The 20659-nt window shown below is 64.3% G+C and carries 19 protein-coding genes; 10 read left to right on the top strand and 9 right to left on the bottom strand.

The genetic code is table 11. The annotated features are described in order from the left end of the window. Window positions 1-177: 177 nt before the first annotated feature. Complete coding sequence (gene eno, locus YY7_RS0136530) at window positions 178-1461, bottom strand: phosphopyruvate hydratase (RefSeq protein ID WP_028167532.1); 1284 nt, start codon at window positions 1459-1461, stop codon at window positions 178-180. 226 nt (window positions 1462-1687) lie between these two features. On the opposite strand from eno, the gene YY7_RS53895 reads away from it, so the two are divergent. The 5 genes from YY7_RS53895 (at window position 1688) to YY7_RS0136505 (ending at window position 6015) form a co-directional block, all read left to right on the top strand. After that, window positions 1688-2629 carry a Vgb family protein gene (locus YY7_RS53895; RefSeq protein WP_051397103.1) on the top strand — a complete coding sequence of 314 codons (942 nt, stop codon included), beginning with the start codon at window positions 1688-1690 and terminating at the stop codon, window positions 2627-2629. A gap of 113 nt (window positions 2630-2742) precedes the next feature. Beyond that, window positions 2743-3195, top strand: coding sequence for a preQ(1) synthase (gene queF, locus YY7_RS0136520; RefSeq protein ID WP_027579121.1), 453 nt, complete (start codon window positions 2743-2745; stop codon window positions 3193-3195). 129 nt (window positions 3196-3324) lie between these two features. Beyond that, a complete protein-coding gene (locus YY7_RS0136515; protein WP_035691805.1) occupies window positions 3325-4809 on the top strand; it encodes a PLP-dependent aminotransferase family protein in 1485 nt (494 codons plus the stop codon). A gap of 82 nt (window positions 4810-4891) precedes the next feature. After that, window positions 4892-5521 carry an FMN-binding negative transcriptional regulator gene (locus YY7_RS0136510; RefSeq protein ID WP_028167530.1) on the top strand — a complete coding sequence of 210 codons (630 nt, stop codon included), beginning with the start codon at window positions 4892-4894 and terminating at the stop codon, window positions 5519-5521. Between the two features lie 47 nt (window positions 5522-5568). Then, window positions 5569-6015, top strand: a complete 447-nt coding sequence (locus tag YY7_RS0136505) for a DMT family transporter (protein ID WP_028167529.1) — start codon at window positions 5569-5571, stop codon at window positions 6013-6015. Window positions 6016-6163: 148 nt separating this feature from the next. Here the strand turns inward: YY7_RS0136505 and YY7_RS0136500 are convergent, their stop codons facing one another. The 6 genes from YY7_RS0136500 to tpiA all read right to left on the bottom strand — a co-directional run bounded on the left by YY7_RS0136500 (window position 6164) and on the right by tpiA (window position 11996). After that, window positions 6164-7372 carry an MFS transporter gene (locus YY7_RS0136500; protein ID WP_028167528.1) on the bottom strand — a complete coding sequence of 403 codons (1209 nt, stop codon included), beginning with the start codon at window positions 7370-7372 and terminating at the stop codon, window positions 6164-6166. A gap of 19 nt (window positions 7373-7391) precedes the next feature. Then, complete coding sequence (gene kdsA / locus YY7_RS0136495) at window positions 7392-8243, bottom strand: 3-deoxy-8-phosphooctulonate synthase (RefSeq protein WP_028167527.1); 852 nt, start codon at window positions 8241-8243, stop codon at window positions 7392-7394. Window positions 8244-8338: 95 nt separating this feature from the next. After that, complete coding sequence (locus tag YY7_RS0136490; protein ID WP_028167526.1) at window positions 8339-8665, bottom strand: NIPSNAP family protein; 327 nt, start codon at window positions 8663-8665, stop codon at window positions 8339-8341. Window positions 8666-8912: 247 nt separating this feature from the next. Then, window positions 8913-10544 carry a CTP synthase gene (locus YY7_RS0136485; RefSeq protein WP_028167525.1) on the bottom strand — a complete coding sequence of 544 codons (1632 nt, stop codon included), beginning with the start codon at window positions 10542-10544 and terminating at the stop codon, window positions 8913-8915. A gap of 168 nt (window positions 10545-10712) precedes the next feature. Further along, window positions 10713-11108: a preprotein translocase subunit SecG gene (gene secG, locus YY7_RS0136480; protein WP_028167524.1), complete on the bottom strand. Its 396-nt coding sequence runs from the start codon at window positions 11106-11108 to the stop codon at window positions 10713-10715. A gap of 132 nt (window positions 11109-11240) precedes the next feature. Beyond that, window positions 11241-11996 carry a triose-phosphate isomerase gene (tpiA, locus tag YY7_RS0136475; protein WP_028167523.1) on the bottom strand — a complete coding sequence of 252 codons (756 nt, stop codon included), beginning with the start codon at window positions 11994-11996 and terminating at the stop codon, window positions 11241-11243. A gap of 311 nt (window positions 11997-12307) precedes the next feature. On the opposite strand from tpiA, the gene YY7_RS0136470 reads away from it, so the two are divergent. The 5 genes from YY7_RS0136470 to YY7_RS0136450 all read left to right on the top strand — a co-directional run bounded on the left by YY7_RS0136470 (window position 12308) and on the right by YY7_RS0136450 (window position 17148). Continuing rightward, window positions 12308-14209: a peptidylprolyl isomerase gene (locus YY7_RS0136470; RefSeq protein ID WP_028167522.1), complete on the top strand. Its 1902-nt coding sequence runs from the start codon at window positions 12308-12310 to the stop codon at window positions 14207-14209. A 133-nt stretch (window positions 14210-14342) separates the two neighbouring features. Continuing rightward, window positions 14343-15356 (top strand): anthranilate phosphoribosyltransferase, encoded by a 1014-nt coding sequence (gene trpD, locus YY7_RS0136465; protein ID WP_028167521.1) that lies wholly within the window; start codon window positions 14343-14345, stop codon window positions 15354-15356. 68 nt (window positions 15357-15424) lie between these two features. Continuing rightward, on the top strand, window positions 15425-16246 hold the full coding sequence (gene trpC / locus YY7_RS0136460) for an indole-3-glycerol phosphate synthase TrpC (RefSeq protein WP_028167520.1): 822 nt from the start codon (window positions 15425-15427) through the stop codon (window positions 16244-16246). 4 nt (window positions 16247-16250) lie between these two features. Continuing rightward, entirely contained in the window at window positions 16251-16754 is a 504-nt protein-coding gene (gene moaC, locus YY7_RS0136455) for a cyclic pyranopterin monophosphate synthase MoaC (RefSeq protein WP_028167519.1), read from the top strand. Between the two features lie 118 nt (window positions 16755-16872). After that, the gene (locus YY7_RS0136450; protein WP_028167518.1) at window positions 16873-17148 is read left to right on the top strand and encodes a hypothetical protein; all 276 of its coding nucleotides are present in this window, start codon (window positions 16873-16875) and stop codon (window positions 17146-17148) included. A gap of 237 nt (window positions 17149-17385) precedes the next feature. On the opposite strand, the gene YY7_RS0136445 is transcribed toward YY7_RS0136450, so the two are convergent. Together YY7_RS0136445 and YY7_RS53890 are read right to left on the bottom strand one after the other, a co-directional pair. Beyond that, window positions 17386-18720 carry a S41 family peptidase gene (locus tag YY7_RS0136445; protein WP_028167517.1) on the bottom strand — a complete coding sequence of 445 codons (1335 nt, stop codon included), beginning with the start codon at window positions 18718-18720 and terminating at the stop codon, window positions 17386-17388. Window positions 18721-18874: 154 nt separating this feature from the next. Next, window positions 18875-20038: an NADH:flavin oxidoreductase/NADH oxidase gene (locus tag YY7_RS53890; RefSeq protein WP_035691800.1), complete on the bottom strand. Its 1164-nt coding sequence runs from the start codon at window positions 20036-20038 to the stop codon at window positions 18875-18877. Window positions 20039-20659: the final 621 nt, after the last annotated feature.

Below are 20659 nucleotides of genomic sequence, written 5' to 3'. Positions count from 1 at the left end.
CCGCGAAGCAATTACGTTCGTCTTAAACAGCTTGAGCGCTTTCGTAGGAAACGCCTGCAAAATTCGAATTCGGCTCGCGCGACGGTGATTTCGTCGCGCGAGGAGTTCCGATATTGGAACAGACTCGCGGGAACAGACCCGCGTCCGTGATCGGGCGCGTATTCGACGCGACGAGCGTTATGCCAACGCCTTGAATGCCGCCCTGCCCGCGTACACTGCCTGCTTGCCGAGCTGCTGCTCGATGCGCAAGAGCTGATTGTACTTCGCGGTCCGGTCGGAGCGCGCCAGCGAGCCGGTCTTGATCTGTCCGCAATTGGTAGCGACCGCGAGATCGGCGATGGTGGAGTCTTCCGTCTCGCCGGAACGGTGCGACATCACCGAGGTGTACGCGGCCTTGTTCGCCATCTCGATCGCGGCAAGCGTCTCCGTGAGCGTGCCGATCTGGTTCACCTTGATCAGGATCGAGTTGGCGCGACCATTCTTGATGCCGTCGGCAAGCCGCGTCACATTGGTGACGAAGAGATCGTCGCCGACGAGCTGGCACTTGCCGCCGATCAGATCGGTCAGCTCCTTCCAGCCCTCCATGTCGTCTTCGGACATGCCGTCCTCGATGGTGACGATCGGATAGCGCGAAACCAGATCGGCGAGATATTTCGCCTGCTCGGAGCGCGAGCGCGTCTTGTTCTCGCCGCCATAGACATACTTGCCGTCCTTGAAGAATTCGGTGGAGGCGCAGTCGAGCCCGAGCATGACGTCATCGCCGGCCTTGTAGCCGGCCTTGCCGATCGCGTTCATGATGAAATCGAGTGCGGCGTCCGCAGTCGGCAGGTTCGGCGCAAAGCCGCCCTCGTCGCCGACATTGGTGTTGTGACCGGCCTTCTTCAATTCGCTGCGCAGCGTGTGGAATATCTCCGAGCCACAGCGCAGCGCGTCGGCGAAGGATTCCGCGCCGACCGGCAGGATCATGAATTCCTGGAAGTCGATCGGGTTGTCGGCATGCACGCCGCCATTGATGATGTTCATCATCGGCACCGGCAAGGTCCGCGCCGAGGTGCCGCCGACATAACGATAGAGCGGCATGTCGAAGGATTCGGCGGCCGCCTTGGCGCAGGCGAGCGAGACGCCGAGGATGGCGTTGGCGCCCAGCCGGCTCTTGTTCGGGGTGCCGTCGAGGTCGATCATGATCTGGTCGATCCGGACCTGGTCCTCGACCGCATGGTCGCTGAGCGCCTCGAATATCTCGCCGTTGACGGCGCCGATCGCCTTCTGCACACCCTTGCCGAGATAGCGCGCCTTGTCGCCGTCGCGCAGCTCGACCGCCTCATGCGCGCCGGTGGAGGCGCCCGACGGCACCGCGGCGCGGCCCACCGCACCGTCTTCCAGCACCACATCGACCTCGACAGTGGGATTGCCGCGGCTGTCGAGAATTTCGCGGCCGATGATGTCGACGATAGCGGTCATGATGTGCACTTCCTCAGGTGTGGTTCTGGTCGGATGCGCTGCGTCATACACGGCAAGCAGGCAAATGTGAACGCTCACGCTTTGGCACGCATCTGACGCGGCAATGTGGTAGGTTTATGCTGATCTTCGCGTTTCAACCCATTGTTTCACAAAGCCGGGGTAACGCAATGAATCGTCGCAATTTCTCGCTTCGAGCACTGCCGCAATCTTGGCCACACCCACAGTATTGCGCGGGGCCCGCGCCCAAGAGCCTCAGGCGGGCGCGTTCCCCGTGAAATATTTCCCGGTAGCCCGCGGAATGGGTTCGCGCGACGTCACGCCCGCCCCTGACGGCACGATCTGGTTCTGCGGACAACGCAATGGGAAGCTCGGCCGGCTCGATCCGCGGAACGGCGCCTACAAGCTGATCGATCTCGGACAGGGCGCCGCACCTCACGGGGTCATCCTCGGCCCGGATGGCGCGCCATGGATCACCGAAGGTGGACAGAATGCGATCGCCCGTGTCGACCCCGATGATCACAAAGTGAGGCTGTTTCCGCTGCCCGAAAAATTCGCCTATGCCAACCTCAATACCGGCGTGTTCGATAAAAGCGGAATCTACTGGTTCACCGGTCAGTCCGGCTACTATGGCCGGCTCGATCCCAAATCCGGTGAGATGAAGATATTCGAGGCGCCGAGAGGCGTCGGCCCCTACGGCATCACGGTCACGCCGAAGGGCGATGTCTGGTACGCCTCGCTCGCAGGGAGCCACATCGCCCGGATCGATCTCGCGACAGGGCGAGCGAGCGTGGTCGAGCCGCCGACGCCCAAGCAAGGCGCGCGGCGGATCTGGTCGGATTCACGGAGCCGCCTGTGGATCAGCGAATGGAACAGCGGCCAGGTGTCGATGCACGATCCCGCCGACGGCTCCTGGAAGGCCTGGAAACTGCCGGGCGAGAATCCGCGCACCTATGCGGTCTATGTCGATGACAAGGACAAGGTCTGGCTCACCGATTTCTCGGCGAACGCGATCGTGCGCTTCGATCCGATGACGGAGACGTTTCGCTCGTTCCCGAGCGACAAGCCCGGCGCGAATGTGCGGCAGCTCGACGGCCGGCCGGGCGAGACCTGGGGCGGCGAATCCGGCAACGACCGTCTCGTCATGATTCAAACGACGGCGCCGGCATAGGACGCAAACTTGCCGGTGCTCGTCGGCGATCTGACGCGCTTGCGCCCTCCCCTTGACGGTTGACGAACAACCCCGCTTGCGTCCATGTCAGCGCTCCCCGAAGGACAGATTTCATGGCGCAAAGACCCCTGCAGCTCGGCCGTGCCGTCAAATGGCCCGACACTCCGGACAAGGCCGTGCTCGACCGCGTTCCCAATCCGCAGGCAGGCACCGATTACCTGGTGCGGTTCGCCGTGCCGGAATTCACCTCGATCTGTCCGGTGACGGGCCAGCCGGATTTCGCGCATCTGGTGATCGACTACGTGCCGGGCCGCTGGCTGCTCGAGTCCAAATCGCTGAAGCTCTACGCCGCGAGCTTCCGCAATCACGGCGCCTTCCACGAGGACTGCACGGTGATGATCGGCAAGCGGATCGCAAGCGAGATCAAGCCGAAATGGCTCCGCATCGGCGGCTACTGGTATCCGCGCGGCGGCATTCCGATCGACGTATTCTTCCAGACCGGCCGTCTGCCCAAAGGCGTGTGGGTCCCCGACCAGGGCGTCGCGCCCTACCGCGGACGGGGCTGAAGCAATAATGCCGTTTGGCCAAATCGGGCCTGCGTTCGCTTCACTTTCCCGCTTGCACCGCCGCGCTTGGCATCCGTTCCGGAGGACGGCAAACTGGCCTTTGAAAACTTTCGGCTTTCGGAATCTTTCATGGGCCAGATCAAAGAGCATCCGAAGCGCGACAGCGGGCGCATGGGAGCGCGGCGCATCTACGAAGCCTTGCGAGACCAGATCCTGGGTCGGACATACGGCACCGACGGTCTGCTTCCGTCGTCCCGCGCGCTTGCTGGCGAGCTCGGCGTATCGAGATCCACAGTAACGGTAGCTTACGAACAACTGGCGGCCGAAGGCTTCATCGACGTCCGTCACGGCGCGCGTCCGCGCGTTGCCCGTTCCGTCGTCGACGGAGGCAAGTCGCACGCGGTCTCCCGACCGCCGACGCGCAGCGTGCCACTGTCGGAGTTCGGGGAACGTCTGCGGAAGGACCCGCCGCGCTGGACCGAACCGCTGCGCGATCTCGTCGCGAACTTCAGATACGGCGATCTATCGCCGGCCGACTTTCCGGTACTCGCGTGGAAGAAAGCGATAGTCGCCGCCGTGACGCGACGACCCGAGCGGCTGGCCTACGACGACCCATGCGGTGCCCTGCGGCTCCGGACGGCGCTGCAGGGCTATCTGTGGCGATCGAGGAGCGTACGATGCGACGTCGACCAGATCGTCGTCGTGAACGGATCGCAGCAGGGGCTCGACCTCTGTGCGCGGCTGCTGCTCGATGTTGGCGACCGTTTCGTCATGGAAGATCCCGGCTACTTGATGGCGAGGCATACGTTCGCGGCGACGGGTGCCATTGCGGTGCCCATTCCGGTCGACGGAGACGGACTCGAAACGGAACGTCTCGCCGGAGTTGAAGCCCGGCTCGCCTACGTCACGCCTTCACACCAGTATCCGCTGGGTGGCGTGCTACCGATCGCGCGGCGACACCAACTCCTCGCCTGGGCCAGGCAAAGCGGCGCCTGCGTGATCGAAGACGATTACGACAGCGAATACAGGTACGATACCAAGCCCGTGCCGCCGCTCCACGCCCTCGAAGAGGGCCACAACGTCGTCTACCTCGGTACCATTTCCAAGACGCTCTCGCCGACGCTGCGGATCGGCTACCTCGTCGTGCCGGCCGCGCTCCGATCCGCGTTCGCCGCCGCCAAGCAGATCATGGACAGGCACACGTCGCTGGCCGAACAGGACGCGCTCGCTTCGATGCTGGAGAGCGGCGCCTACGACAGCCACGTGAAGCGCGCCCGCCGGCGGAATGCCGAACGCCGCCAGGCCCTGCTGGAAGCGCTGCACCGCCGGTTTGGAGACCGGGTCCGGATCGAGGGCGCCGCGGCCGGCCTGCATGTCGTCGCGTGGTTTGATGGCCTGCCGCAGGCATCGGAAGAGGCGTTGATCCGGACGGCCCGATCAAAGGGCGTCGGCATCTACCCCGTCTCCGCTTTGTACGATCGCCGCCGTCACGGGCGGCGCGCCCGTCCTGACGCGGTCGGGCTCGTCATGGGCTATTCGGCGTTGGAGGCGCGGCAGATCGATCGCGGCTGCAAGCTCCTCGCTGCCGCCGTGGAGGAAATCGAGGCCGGCTAGCTGGACCGGCAAAATCGTTACAAACTGGTCGTTTCCCGTAGGCCAGATTTCGACTATCTCCGCGCCCAAACGGAGATACCCGATGTACATACCCCCCGCCTTCAAGGAAGACGACGTCGAGAGCATCCGGAAGACCATTCGGAACGCCCGTCTGGCCAGTTTGGTCACGGCCACCACCGACGGCCCGGTTGCCACCCCTCTGCCGCTGTTCCTCGACGAGAGCGAGGGCGAACATGGCACGCTGTATGGGCACCTCGCGAAGGCCAACCCGCAGTGGCGCCTGCCTTCGCTCGGCGAGGCCCTCGCGATCTTCACCGGCCCGGATGCCTACGTGACGCCTTCCTGGTACGCGACCAAGCAAGAGACCGGAAAGGTCGTGCCGACCTGGAACTACGTTGCCGTCCACGCCTACGGCCCGGTCGAGTTCTTTCAGGAGCCAGAGCGGCTGCTGGATGCGGTAACGCGCCTGACCAACAGGCATGAAGGGGCGCGCGCTAAGCCATGGGCCGTCTCGGATGCTCCGGCGGATTTCATCGCATCCCAGTTGCGCGGCATCGTCGGCGTGCGTATCCCGGTCACCCGCTTCGAGGGCAAGCGCAAGATGAGTCAAAACCGTCCGGAGGCGGACCGTGTCGGCGTCGTTGCGGGGCTTGCTGCAAGCGAGAACCCTCAGGACCGCGAGGTCGCCCCTCTCATTCCGCTTCCAGCCTGAGCGTCCGCTCGTCGTTCGGGAGCCGAGCACAAGAACTCGGAGATAACATGCTGAAGCTCATCTTTCCCATGATCCTGGCCGTCGCGGCCGGGATCAGTCTCGTTGTGCAGCAGGCGCTCAACGCAAACCTGCGCGCGGCGCTGACGTCGGCCGCCTGGTCGGGTTTCATGAGCTACTTGCTGGGCGTCATCTGCATGGTGGGGCTCGCGCTGCTCCTGCAGGATCCGATTCCGTCTGTGGCGACGGCGTCCCGCATTCCCTGGTTCGCATGGAGCGGCGGCCTGTTCGGCGCAATCTTCATCGGTCTGGGCATCTTCCTCGTTCCCCAACTCGGCGCGGCGACCTTCTTCGCCCTGCTGATCGCGGGCCAGATGTTCGGCTCCATCGTGTTCGACCATTTCGGGCTGATGGGGGTTCCGGTCCATCCCATCACCGCGATCCGCGTTGCCGGCGCCATCATGCTTGTCGGTGGCGTCGTCCTCATCCGCATGTAGATCGGCGGTGGGGGTACAGATGCCGGCCCGCCCGGAAGCGAAAATCGAGATGTTCTACGGCTGGCGCGTGGTCGCCACCGGCTTCGTCATCGCGGCCTTCGCGTGGGGTCTCGGCCTGTTCGAGTACTTGCCCTGGCGAGGAAACACTCTACGCAGCGACGTCGGGACGACCGGCGGCGTCGGCCGGAATCCTCTGCTTCAGCAATGTGGCGCAGGCTAGTCCCAGCGCGATCATGATTGCGGCCGACGTCAGCAAGGTCGGCACCCTTCCGGCGTGCGCGAGGCCGAAGCCATAGGCGATTGGGCCCACGGTCTGGCCCATGAAGAAAAAGAACGAATGCAGGGACATCGCGGTCGCGCGCGCCTCCACCGACAGCTCGCTGGCGAATACCTGCAGGCAGCCATGGATCATGTAGAAGCCCCAGCCCATCGCCAGCAGGCTCAGCGCCTGCATCTTCCAGCCGGGACTGAACGCGACGGCCACTAGCTGGACGGCGACCAGCGTCGCGCCTGCGATCATCATGCCCTTGACGCCGAGCCGTGGCAGAAAGCGCGATACGGTCATGGTGTAGAACAGGCCGCCCACCGCGAACCCCGCGATGACGATGCCCGCGATCGACAGCGAAGTTTCACCGAGATCGAACAGGAACGACGCCACGAACGGAAACAGCCCGAGCACGCAGCAGCCTTCGATGAAGACTGCCGAATAGCAGACGGGCGCGTTCGGATTGGTGAAGATGGTGCGGTAGCCCTGCTTCAAGGCAGAAAAGCTCGTCTTGGGCGGATGCGCGAGCTTCGCGCCACGGAAGCCGGCGAGCACCGCAAGCGAAGCCAGAACGACGAGGGCGCCGAGCACGGCGAGCACGCCGCGCCAGCCGAGGAAATCGCCGATCAGGCCGGAGGCCGAAGCGCCCAGCAGGTTGCCGGTCATGGCGCCAGCCAGCGTTCGCCCGATCGCGACCTGGCGCTTGTCGGGCGCCACGAGATCGCTGGTCAGCCCGAGCGCGACCGGAAACACGCCGCCGGAGCCGATGCCGGCGAGGATGCGAGTGGCGAACAGCATCGAGAAGGATGTCGACAGCGCGCCGAGAATGTTGGCGAGCCCGAGCAGCACGAGACAGATGATCATCAGCCGCGCCTTGCCGAACAGGTCGGCGGCGGCGCCCAGCAGCGGTTGGACGATAGCGAAGGTGAAGGCGAACACCGCGGCAAAGCTTGCGGCGGTTGCGATGCTGACGCTGAACTCGTCGGCGACATGCGGAAGCACCGGATCGAGCGCACGCGCCGAAAGACTCGCGGCAAAGGTCGCGATCGCAATGATGTTGAGCGCCGGCGGCAGGCGGCCAGTTGCGGTCACGCGTTTCGCACCCGCCCCCTCAACGCGCCGCCTTCTTGGCGAGCGCGTCGAATTGCATCAGCGTCCTGACCAGCCCCTCGAACTCGCGGAGCGGCACCATGTTCGGCCCGTCGGATGGGGCGCGATCGGGATCGGGATGGGTCTCGATGAAGACGCCGGCAACGCCGACCGCAACGGCCGCGCGCGCCAGCACGGGGACGAATTCGCGCTCGCCGCCCGAGGATGCCCCCTTCCCGCCCGGTTGCTGCACCGAATGGGTGGCGTCAAAGATAACAGGCGCGCCGGTGGTGCGCGCCAGGATCGGCAGCGCGCGCATGTCGGAGACCAGCGTATTGTAGCCAAAGGACGCGCCGCGCTCGGTCACCAGCACGTTCGGGTTGTCGGCGCTAGTGAGTTTTGCAACCACATTGGCCATGTCCCACGGCGCGAGGAACTGGCCCTTCTTGACGTTGACGACCTTTCCGGTTGCGGCGGCCGCAAGCAGCAGATCGGTCTGCCGGCAGAGGAAGGCCGGAATCTGCAGCACGTCGACCGCCGGCGCAACCTCCGCGCATTGCGCGGGCTCGTGCACGTCGGTCAGGACAGGCAGGCCGAGCGAGGACCGGATCTCGGCAAAGATCGGCAGCGCCTGCGCCAGCCCGATGCCGCGCGCGGCGGATGCGCTGGTGCGGTTGGCCTTGTCGAAGGACGTCTTGTAGACCAGCCCAACGTTCAGGCGGCCTGCGATCTCCTTCAGCGCGCCGGCCACCTCCAGCGCATGCGCTCGGCTCTCGAGCTGGCAAGGGCCGGCGATGATTGAGATCGGCAGATCGTTGCCGAACTTGACCGGGCCGACATTGACGATCGGGGCCGCCGAGGTCTTGGCGTTCAACGGTGTGTCCTTTCAATTTCGCGCGGACCATGCCGATCCGCGACACCAGGATCAACCCCGTATTGCCCCCGGGAATATCAGGGTTGCACTGAGCCTCACTTCAGCGCGGAGAATGTGGTCGGCACCAGCAACTGGTTGACGATATTGCCGACGATCTGGCCATCCTCTTCGGTCTTGGCCCGCGCCGAAATCCATTCCGGATCGCTCTGGAACGCCGTCCATTTCTTCTCGCGATCGGCAAGGGATTCCCAAGCCAGGATGTAGGTCAGCTCCTGATTGGATTCGCCGACCAGCGTTGTGAAGAAACCGACCTGCTTGATACCGTGCTTCTCCCACAGCTTGAGCGTGATGGTGTCGAAGCGCTTGAGCAGTGCCGGCAGCCGGCCCGGCAGGCAGCGATAGACGCGGGTCTCATAGATCATTCGGCAGTCCTCCCTGATTGTTGTGCGCTCGGTGCAGCACTTATAGCCGTTGCGAGGGAGACTGTCTTGAGCGGGCCACGCACGCCACGCAGCGGCGCGCGCATAACTTCACGCGGATCAATCGTAGTTTAATCGTACCCTGTCATTCCGGGGCGCGCGCAGCGCGAGCCCGGAATCCATTTGTCCACGTAGCTTGCGGCCCGATGGATTCCGGGCCTGCGCCTTCGGCGCATCGCGGAATGACGGCCTAGACCAGCCGCGATTGCGCCATCGCCGCCTGGATGAACGAGGCAAAGAGCGGATGCGGCTCGAACGGGCGCGACTTCAGTTCGGGGTGGAATTGCACACCGATGAACCAGGGATGGTCCTCGTATTCGACGATCTCCGGCAATACGCCGTCGGGTGACAGGCCCGAGAAGCGCAGGCCGTGCTGCTCGAGCCGGTCCTTGTAGGCAGTATTGACCTCGTAGCGGTGGCGATGGCGCTCGGAGATTTCGGTGGCGCCGCCATAGACTTCGGAGACGCGGCTGCCGCGCTTGAGGACCGCAGGATACGCGCCGAGCCGCATGGTGCCGCCGAGATCGCCAGCCTGCGACCGCCTCTCCAGTTCGTTGCCGCGCAGCCATTCCGTCATCAGGCCAACCAACGGCTCAGGCGTCGGGCCGAATTCGGTGGAATTGGCCTGCTCGATGCCGACCAGATTGCGCGCGGCCTCGATCACCGCCATCTGCATGCCGAAGCAGATGCCGAAATACGGCACGTCGCGCTCGCGGGCGAATTGCGCCGCCCGGATTTTCCCTTCCGCGCCGCGCTGGCCGAAGCCGCCGGGCACCAGGATGCCGTTGACGTGCTCGAGGAACGGCGCGGGGTCCTCGTTCTCGAACACCTCGCTCTCGATCCAGTCGAGATTGACCTTCACCTTGTTGGCGATGCCGCCATGGGAGAGCGCCTCGATCAGCGACTTATAGGCATCCTTCATCCCGGTATATTTGCCGACGATCGCGATCGTCACGGCGCCCTCGGGATTGCGGACGCGCTCGTTGATGACGTGCCAGCTCTGCAGCGCCGGTGGAATCTTCGGCGCGATCCCGAACGCGGCCAAGACCTCGTCATCGAGGCCGGCGGCGTGATAGGCCTCGGGCACGGCATAGATGTTGTCGACGTCGCGCGCCTCGATCACAGCACTTTCGCGCACGTTGCAGAACAGCCCGAGCTTGCGCCGCTCCTCCTTCGGAATCTCGCGGTCGGTGCGGCAGAGCAGGATATCCGGCTGGATGCCGATCGAGCGTAGTTCCTTCACCGAGTGCTGCGTCGGTTTTGTCTTGAGCTCGCCCGCACTTGGGATGTACGGCAAAAGCGTCAGATGAATGTAGACCGCATGATCGCGCGGCAATTCATTCTTGAGCTGACGGATCGCCTCGAAGAACGGCAGGCCCTCAATGTCGCCCACCGTGCCGCCGATCTCGACCAGGACGAAATCATAGCCGCCGTTGCCGTCGAGCACGAATTCCTTGATCGCGTTGGTGACGTGCGGGACCACCTGGATGGTGGCGCCGAGATAATCGCCGCGCCGTTCCTTCGAGATGATGTCCTGGTAGATGCGCCCGGTGGTGATGTTGTCGGCCTTGGTCGCCGGCCGCCCGGTGAAGCGCTCGTAATGGCCGAGATCGAGATCGGTCTCGGCGCCGTCGTCGGTCACGAACACTTCGCCGTGCTGGTACGGCGACATCGTTCCGGGATCGAGGTTGAGATAAGGATCGAGCTTGCGGAGGCGGACCTTGTACCCGCGTGCCTGCAGCAGGGCACCTAATGCCGCTGAAGCCAGACCCTTGCCGAGTGAGGAGACCACGCCGCCGGTGATGAATATGTACCGCGCCATGGGGCCTAACCTCTATCTCGACGAGGGCGATTCGCCAAAATGATTCGTGTCCTCCCGGCAAACTTGTTGCCGGGCTGTGAGTGACGTGAATTTTACTGCTTAGTCAGACCGTTAATGGCGATTCCTGACGCAGGACGCCAGTCCTGCACCCTGCATAGCCACCCCGCATTATTGCGAGCGCGGCGCCTGCGGGCCGCCGGCGGGGGCCTGCTGGCCCTGCTGTTCGTCGGCCTTCTTCAGCGAATCCAGGATGCCGCCCGAGGTCGGCGGCGTGATCGGCGCGCCGCCAGCGGGCTGCTGCGTCGGCGCCGGGGCGCCGGTGCCGAGGACCGAGGTCGGCTGGCGGCTGAGGCCGGCATGCCAGGACAGAAACAGGCTGGTCGCGAAGAACAATACCGCCAGGACCGCGGTGGTCCGCGTCAGCAGGTTCGCGGTGCCGCGGCTCGACATGAAGCCCGCGCCCCCACCCATGCCAAGGCCGCCGCCCTCGGATTTCTGCAGCAGCACGGCCCCGATCATCACGGCGACGATCATGAGGTGGATGACGATGACGACAGTCTGCATTGTGACCTTCCGTCGCAAGCCTAGAAGCGCCGGGTTCCGGCGGCTCACACGCTATCAGCGGGTTTTCCTGAAGTTGCGCGGTGTTACACGATCGGGACCGGCAACGCCACCCCAATAACCGCCGCAATCCAGCTAGGGAGCGCCCGCCGCGATCGCAAGGAAATCGGCTGCCTTCAGGCTGGCACCGCCGACCAGCGCGCCGTTGACATTGGCAACGCCCAATAGCTCGGCCGCATTCGAGGGTTTTACGGAGCCGCCATAGAGAATCCGGACATTTACGCCCTCTCCTTTGAAGCGTTCCGTCAAGAACCTCCGGATAAACTTATGAACTTGCTCGACATCCTGCACCGTCGGGGTCAGCCCGGTACCGATCGCCCAGACCGGCTCGTAGGCGACCACCAAATTGGCCGCAGTCGAACCGTCCGGCAGCGAGCCCTTGAGCTGGGTGCCGCAGACATCCAGCGCCCGCCCGGCATCGCGCTGCTCGCGGGTCTCGCCGATGCAGACGATCGCGGTGAGGCCTGCGCGCCAGGCAGCTTCGGCCTTCTGGCGGACCAGCGCATCGGTCTCGCCATGGTCGGCGCGGCGCTCGGAATGGCCGACGATGATGGCGCTGGCGCCGGCATCCGCCAGCATTTCCGCCGAGATGTCCCCGGTATGGGCTCCGGAGGCCTTGGGATGGCAATCCTGGGCCCCGACGGCGACCTTCGCGCCGCGGGCCTTGTCAGCAAAGGCGGCAATCAAGGTCGCCGGCGGGCAGACCAGGAGATCGGCCTTGCCGGCCAGCGCGCCGGCCCCCGCCAGCATGGCGTCGAATTCGCCGATGGAGGCTTTCAGGCCGTTCATTTTCCAATTGCCGGCGATCAGCGGCCGGATGGCGTCGGTCATGGCAGGATTCCCGAGAGATGGTGGTCGACATGCGCTAGCAGAGCCCGGCTCTCACTTCCAGACCCGGCGGTCCACCGCTACAAATCGCCGCCATAGCGGGACGGCATCCGCCGTCCCGCGTTAGCTTCTTGTTTGAGCATGATCTTTCCGGAAAACCGGGGTCCACTTTTCCGGATCATGCTCTAGGTTGCGACGGCGCAGTTGCCACTTTATGATGCGTTCCCAACTCGGTGACGCGCTTTAAGGAATCCGCTTATCGGATCATCCCCGGGCGCGACCCGGTTCCCCTCCTTTTCAAACAAGTTGGACCCATGCTTCGAGGAATTCGGACAGCCTCATCAAACTGGCTCGGCAAGATCGTCATGGCCGTGGTGATGGGCGTTTTGATTGTCAGTTTCGGAATCTGGGGCATTGCCGACATCTTCAAGGGGTTCGGCCAGTCGACGCTCGCCAAGGTTGGCAGCACCGAAATCTCGACCGAGCAGTTCCGCCAGATCTACACCGACCGGCTGCAGCAGGTCGGCCGCCAGTTCGGCCGTCCGTTGACGCCTGACCAGGCGCGCGCCTTCGGCTTTGACCGCCAGGTGCTGCAGCAGACGATCGCGGAAGCGGCCCTTGACGAGGAGGCCCGGCGGCTTCGGCTCGGCCAGTCTCAGGAAGAGACGATGCGCTCGATCTACAACGATCCGAACTTCAAGGGGCTGAACGGCCAGTTCGAGCCGCAGCGCTTCCAGTCCGTGATCCGCCAGTTCGGCTACACCGAGCAGCGCTATCTCGCCGAGCAGCGCCGCGTCGGCCTCCGCCGCCAGATCGCCGGCACGATCGGCGCCGGCATCGAGCCGCCAAAGACCTTGATCGAGGCCCTGGTCCGTTATCAGAACGAGCAGCGCTCGATCGAGTACATCAAGCTCGACGCAGCGCAGGCCGGCACCATCGACCCGCCCTCGCCCGAGGCGCTCGCCGCCTATTTCGAGGATCACAAGGCCCAGTTCCGCGCGCCAGAATTCCGCAAGATCGCGTTCGTCGTCGTGACGCCCGAGGAGATCGGCAAGTGGACCGAGGTCTCCGACGAGGATGCCAAGAAGATATTCGAACAGCGCCGCAACCAGCTTGGCACGCCGGAGAAGCGCGAGGTATCGCAGATCGTGTTTCCGAACGTGGAGGAAGCCACTGCCGCACGTGCGCGGCTGACCTCGAACACCTCGTTCGACGACCTCGCCAAGGAACGCAACCTCAATCTGTCCGACGTCGATCTCGGCGTGGTCGCGAAGTCGGCGATCCTCGATCCGGCGGTGGCGGATGCGGCGTTCTCCCTGCCCTCAGGCGAAGTCAGCCAGCCGGTGCAGGGCCGCTTTGGCGTGGCGCTGGTCAAGGTCGGCAAGATCGAGCCGGGCACGACGCCGACCTATGAAAGCATGGCCGGCGAGATCAAGAAGCAGATCGCAGCCGAGCGCGCCCGCGAGAAGGTCGCCGATCTCCACAACAAGATGGAAGATGAGCGCGGCGGCGGCGCCAACCTCGTCGAGGCGGCGCAGAAGCTTGGGCTCGCCGCCGTCACCATCGACGCCGTCGACCGCTCCGGCCGCATGCCGAACGGCCAGCCCGTGGCGAACATTCCGACCGGCCTCGATGTCGTCTCGCAGGCCTTCGGCAGCGATGTCGGCGTCGACAACGAGCCGATCCAGTTCCGCGGCGGCTACGTCTGGTACGACGTGCTCGGCGTGACGCCGTCGCGCGAGCGCAGCCTCGACGAGGTGCGCGCCCAGGTCGAGGCGAAATGGCGCGAGGACCAGATCGCGACCAGGCTGCGCGAAAAGGCAACCGAGATCGTCAAGAAGGTCGAGGCCGGCGGCAAGCTGGCCGACGAAGCCTCCGCACTCGGCGTGAAGGTCGAGACTGCGGATAAATTCCGCCGCGATGCCTCGCTTCCGGCCGTGCCTGAGAGCGTGGTCGCGGCTGCGTTCCGCACCGCCAAGGATGGCGTCGGTCAGGCCACGGGTACCGGTGGCGAGCGCGTCGTCTTCCGCGTCACCGACATCATCGTGCCGCCGGTCGATCTTTCCTCCGAGGAGGTGAAGAAGTTGAAAGAGGCGCTGCAGCGCGGATTGACCGACGAGCAGGTCGCGCAATACGTCAACAAGATCGAAAAAGACATCGGAACCACAATCAATCAGGCCGCCTTCGCACAGGTGACGGGCGCGAATAACAACTGAGCATGATCCGATTAGATCATTGCTCTCATCTTTTGTTTGAGCATGATCTCCGCGCAAACGCTTCGCGTTTGTCGCGAGGGAAAACCGGTTTCCACTTTTCCGGATCATGCTCTAAAATCTTCACGGGCGGGCGATGGACGACCTGAAATCGATAATTGCGAAAGTCGCCACCGGCGCAACCTTGTCGCGCGACGAAGCCGCAAGCGCCTTCGACAGCATGATGTCGGGCGAAGCCACGCCCTCGCAGATGGGCGGCCTCCTGATGGCCCTGCGCGTGCGCGGCGAGACCGTTGACGAGATCACCGGCGCGGTGTCGGCGATGCGCAGCAAGATGCTACGGGTGACCGCGCCGCCTGATGCGGTCGACGTGGTCGGCACCGGCGGCGACGGCTCCGGCTCCGTGAACGTGTCGACCTGCGCCTCGTTCATCGTGGCCGGCACGGGCGTGCCGGTCGCAAAACACGGCAACCGCGCGCTGTCGTCGCGCTCGGGCGCCGCAGACGTGCTGGCCTCGCTCGGCGTCAAGATCGATCTTACCCCGGCCCAGGTCGGCCAATGCGTCCAGGAAGCCGGGATCGGCTTCATGTTCGCCCCCGCCCATCACCCGGCCATGAAGAATGTCGGCCCGACCCGGGTCGAGCTTGCGACCCGTACCATCTTCAACCTGCTCGGCCCGCTCTCCAATCCCGCCGGCGTCAAGAGGCAGATGGTCGGGGTGTTCTCGCGGCAATGGGTGCAGCCCTTGGCGCAGGTCCTGAATAATCTCGGCTCCGAAGCGGCCTGGGTGGTGCACGGCTCCGACGGGCTCGACGAAATCACCCTCACCGGCCCGACCTTCGTCGCGGCGCTGGAGCGCGGCGAGATCAGAACCTTCGAAGTTTCCCCTGACGATGCTGGCTTTGGCCGCGTCGGCAGCGAGGCGCTGAAGGGTGGCGATGCCGATGCCAACGCGGTGGCGCTGCTCAGCGTGCTCAACGGCGAGCCGAGCGCCTATCGGGACGTCGCGCTGCTCAACGCCGCCGCGGCGCTGATCGTCGCCGGCCGTGCCAAAGATTTGAAGGAAGGCGTCGCGCTCGGGACCAATTCGTTGGATAGCGGTGCCGCCGCCGCGAAGCTCAAACATTTGATCGCGGTTTCCAACAGCTAGAGCATGATCCGGAAAAGTGGGAACCGGTTTTCCGAAAAGATGATGCTCATAGAGACAAAGGGTCCGCGATGTCCGACATCCTGAAGAAGATCGAAGCCTATAAGCGCGAGGAGATCGCCGCAGCCAAACGCGCGCATCCGCTGCCCGAGATCGAGGCGCGCGCCAAGGCGGCGTCGCCGCCGCGCGGGTTCGTGCGCGCCATCCGCGAAAAGCATGCGCGCGGCGATTACGCGCTGATTGCCGAGATCAAGAAGGCCTCGCCATCGAAGGGCCTGATCCGCGTCGATTTCGATCCGCCTGTCCTGGCCAACGCCTATGAGGCCGGCGGCGCGGCCTGCCTTTCGGTGCTGACGGATACGCCCTCGTTCCAGGGCCATCTCGACTTCATGGTCGCGGCGCGCGCGGCAACCAATCTGCCGGTGCTGCGCAAGGATTTCATGTTCGACACCTATCAGGTGCTCGAGGCCCGCGCCCACGGCGCCGACTGCATCCTGATCATCATGGCCGCGCTGGACGACGCCGCCGCCAAGGACATCGAGGACGCAGCGCTCGCGCTTCAGATGGACGTGCTGGTCGAAATCCACGACCGCGCCGAGCTCGACCGCGCGCTGAAGCTCCGCTCGCCGATGATCGGCGTCAACAACCGCAATCTCCGCACCTTCGAGACCACGCTCGCGACCAGCGAGGCCTTGGCACCGCTGATCCCGAAGGAGCGGCTGATGGTCGGCGAAAGCGGCATCTTCACGCCGGACGATCTGTCCAGGCTGGAACGCGTGGGCATGTCGACCTTCCTGGTCGGCGAGAGCCTGATGCGTCAGGCCGATGTAACAGCGGCAACCCGCGCGCTGCTCCCACGCAAAAGCGCGCCACGCGCCACCGGAACCCGTTAAAGCGATGGCGGAGAAGTCAAAGGGAGGTCCCGCCCTCACCCATATCGATGCCAGCGGTGAGGCACGCATGGTCGACGTCTCCGCCAAGCCCGCGACCGAACGCACAGCCGTCGCCGAAGGCCGCGTCATCATGAGCAAGGCAACGCTCGAGCTGATCGTCTCAGGCAATGCCAAGAAGGGCGACGTGCTCGGCACCGCGCGCATTGCCGGCATCATGGCGGCGAAACGGACCTCGGAACTGATCCCGCTCTGCCATCCGCTCGCGCTGTCGAAGGTCACGGTCGATATCGAGCCGGACGAGAAACTGCCGGGCTGCATCGTGCAGGCGACCGTCAAGGTCACCGGCCCGACTGGCGTCGAGATGGAGGCGCTGACCGCGGTCTCGGTCGCCTGCCTCACCATTTACGACATGATCAAGGCGGTGGAACGCGGCGTCCGCATCGAAGGGATCCACCTCGTCGAGAAGCAGGGCGGCAAGTCCGGCCACTATCGCGCCGCGGATCGCTGACACCCATTCAAACGGCTTGCGCCACGACTGCTCTGTCACGCGGCTGTGACCGGGTGGCCCGGAGTGCGTCACCGCTTGCGGTGTTACATTTGGCGTAGCCTTTTGAAGGAGCAACGCAATGTGGGCCTTCAAGCTTCTTGGTGCGGCTGCAGCGCTCAGCGTGGTCAGCGCGCCGGCAATGGCACAGCAGGTGATCTCAGAGCCCGGCTATTGCGCGCAATTCTACCCCAACGCCAATTGCCAGAACAAAGGTCCGGGCAACCCCTATACAGGCGGCTATCAGCGCTACATCGACCAGGGTTACGGGATGTGGACTCAGGATCCGCCGATCCGGCCGACCGGCAAGCGCCCGCGGACCCACCGCTCGGATTCATCCGCCATCCGCGCGCGCTGAACCTGATTGAATCCTGTAGGGTGGGCAAAGCGCAGCGTGCCCACCTTTCTTGCACCGCCCGCGGACGGTGGGCACGCTGCGCTTTGCCCACCCTACGATTCCTGCCTGAGGCCCGTCATGGCCGGGCTCGTCCCGGCCATCCACGAAGAGGCTTGCACAGCAGCAAAAGACGTGGATGCCCGGGACAAGCCCGGGCATGACGAACCCTGAGACGGTCCTCCCGCGTCAACGTGATGTTCAGTTCGGGATCGTCCGCTTCGGCGCGCCCTTGGCGTCGGCGTTGACGGTGACGCCACGCAACAGGTTGTAGGCAGCGTTCAGCGCCTTGTCGTTCTTCTCGTCAGGCGGGACGAAAGATTGCGAGCCGGTCTGCTCGGTGCCTTCGGCCGCCAGATGCCCGCGCATCGAGGCCTCGCCCTTGATCTCGGCACGCGTCTTCAATTCGTCCGGCACATCCTGCAGGATCTCGATATCGGGCGCGATGCCCTGCGCCTGGATCGATCGGCCCGACGGCGTGAAATAGCGCGCGGTGGTCAGCGCCAGCGCGCCATTGCCAGCCCCGAGCGGAATGATGGTTTGCACTGAGCCCTTGCCGAAGGTGCGGGTGCCGATCAGCGTCGCGCGCTTGTGGTCGTGCAGCGCACCGGCCACGATCTCGGAGGCAGAGGCCGAGCCGCCGTTGATCAGGACCACAAGCGGCTTGCCCTTGGTCATGTCGCCGCCGCGAGCGGTGAAGCGCTGAGTTTCCTCCGGCAACCGGCCGCGGGTCGAGACCACCTCGCCGCGCGCCATCAGCGAGCTCACCACCGACACCGCCTGGTCGAGCAAGCCGCCGGGATTGTTGCGCAGGTCGATCACATAACCGGCAAGCTTGTCCTGCGGGATCTCCTTGGAGATATCGGCGATCGCCTTGTGCAGGCCCTCGGTGGTCTGCTCGTTGAACGAGTTGATCCTGATATAGCCGATATTGCCGCCATCGGTGTGGAAGCGCACCGGGCGCACGCGGATGATCTCGCGGGTGATGGCGACGTCGATTGGCTTGTCGGCATCCTTGCGGATGATCTTCAGCTTGGTCTGACTGTTGGGCGGGCCCTTCATCTTGTTGACGGCCTGATCCAGCGTCATGCCCTGGATCTGTTCGTCATCGATCTGGGTGATGATGTCGCCCGACATGATGCCGGCACGCGAAGCCGGCGTGTCGTCGATCGGCGCGACGACCTTGATGAAACCATCCTCCATCGTGACTTCGATGCCGAGGCCGCCGAACTCGCCGTGGGTGGTCTCCTGCATGTCGGTCCAGCCCTTCTCGTTCATGTAACGAGAATGCGGATCGAGCGAGGAGATCATGCCGTTGATCGCGCCCTCCATCAGCTTGGAGTCGTCGGGCTTCTCGACATAATCGGTCCGGACGCGCTCGAACACGTCGCCGAACAGATTGAGCTGGGAATAGGTATCGGAGCGGACCGCGGCCTTGGCGACCGCAACCAGATTGGCGCCCTGCGGGGCGGTGACGAGAAGGGTAAGGCCAGCACCGGTCACCGTGCCGAGGAGAAAGCCAAAATTCCTGCGCATGCGTGCGATCCTTCCCGCTGTAGCCGCCACGACTGTGATGAATCGTCGTTCTCACCCGACGTGGACAAACACACAATGCCTTTTTGGTCGGATCAAGGCCAATTGTACCGGAGAAATACCGTCGCTCACGACATCGTGCGTTGCTCGTGCGCCGCTATGGACGTCCCTCCTGGAGGCCGCTCTGCCAGGTTGACGGATTGGTTCCAAAGCCCCGTTTGGCGCGCGTGCCCAGCCAGTAGCCGAACTGCGGCGGAACATTACGGAATGGCCCGTCCACGCCAAGCTTCAGCGCGGCGTCCATCGGCCAGTTCGGGTTGTTGAGGATTTCGCGCCCAATCGCGATCAGATCTGCCTGTTTTTCGCGCAGGATCTGTTCCGCCTGGTCACCATGAATGATGAGGCCGACGGCCATGGTGAGGATGTCGGCGTGACGGCGGACGTATTCCGATAGGGGCACCTGGTAGTTGTACTTGATTTCCTTGCCGATCGGCGCGATGTCGGTGATGCCGCCGGACGAGCAATCGATGACATCAACGCCTTTCGCCTTGAGGATGCGGGCGAGCCGCACGCTCTGCTCCGGCCCCCAGCCCGCATTGTCCTCCACCGACAGCCGCACGAACAGCGGCTTGTGGTCGGGCCAATGGCTGCGCACCGCCTCCGTCACTTCGATGATGAAGCGCATGCGCTTCTCTTCCGAGCCGCCATACTCGTCGGTGCGCTGGTTTCCGCGTTCCGACAAGAACTCATGCACGAGATAGCCGTGGGCGCCGTGCAATTCGAGCACGTGGAAGCCAGCCTCATTGGCGCGGCGCGCGGCTTGGCCCCAGGCCTGCACGAGATCTTTCACCTCGCTGCGCTCCAGCGCCCGCGGTACCGGCCAGCGCGTGCTATGCGCGATTGCGCTCGGCGCCACCGGGGTCCAGTCGTCCCAGTCCTCGATCTCAGGCGACCGCTGCAGCGGACCGTCGCCTTCCCACGGCCGCGTTGCGCGCGCCTTGCGTCCGGAATGGCCGAGCTGGATGCCGGCAAGCGCGTTCTGTTGCTTGATGAAGGTGACGAGCCGGTTGAGCGGCGCGATGAACTTGTCGTCCCAGATGCCGAGATCACCGACCGTGCCGCAGCCGCGCCGCTCGACCTTGGTCGACTCGACAATGACGAGCCCCGCGCCGCCGGCGGCGAACTTGCCCGCATTCATCAAATGCCAATCGGTCGGAAATCCCTTCACGGCCGAATATTGATGCATTGGCGGCACCACGATCCGGTTCTTCAGCGTGATGCCGCGGATCGTCATTGGTGAGAACAGGAGCGTATCGGACATGGTTTTCCTCGCATCACTGGACATCGTTACCCGCTATTTCACCGGGGTCGGTTTCCTGCCGCGAACGATATACGTGCCGTCAATGACGGCAAAGCCGAAATGCGGGAGGCTTCCATGCCCAATCGGCGATTGCCGAAGCACGAGTCTCGCGCTCGTCCGTCGCACTTATGCTCCACCCGTTGCCAACTGCCGCGGTCATTCCGGGGCGGGCGCAGCGCGAGCTATGATGTGCAATTGCACATCAGAGAATCCATTCATCCGCTGGCGCAAGCTGCGAAATGGATTCCGGGCTCGTCCTTTGGACGCCCCGGAATGACAGCCTCCGTCATTGCGAGCGGAGCGAAGCAATCCATGCCTCCGTTCGCTGCGCTATGGATTGCTTCCCGGAGCCTGTCATCGGGCGGCGCTTCGCGCTTATCCGTTGGCTCGCAATGATGTTGTGGTTGCTTTGGGTGCGACATATCAACCCGACGGGCAAATCAGCAGAAACGTGTCCAGACTATCAGCGAAAAACATTTCCCTTTCGCCGTCGGGCAAATCAGTGATTTAACTCCGCGCGTCTCACCCAAGAGAGGGGCGGATCGCGATCGTCACGAACGTTGCGGTGAGATGCGGTGGACG

This window comes from Bradyrhizobium elkanii WSM2783 (assembly GCF_000472865.1).
Taxonomy (GTDB): domain Bacteria; phylum Pseudomonadota; class Alphaproteobacteria; order Rhizobiales; family Xanthobacteraceae; genus Bradyrhizobium; species Bradyrhizobium elkanii_A.
Note: the sequence above shows the minus strand (reverse complement) of the source record. Positions and strands in the feature narration are given on the sequence as shown.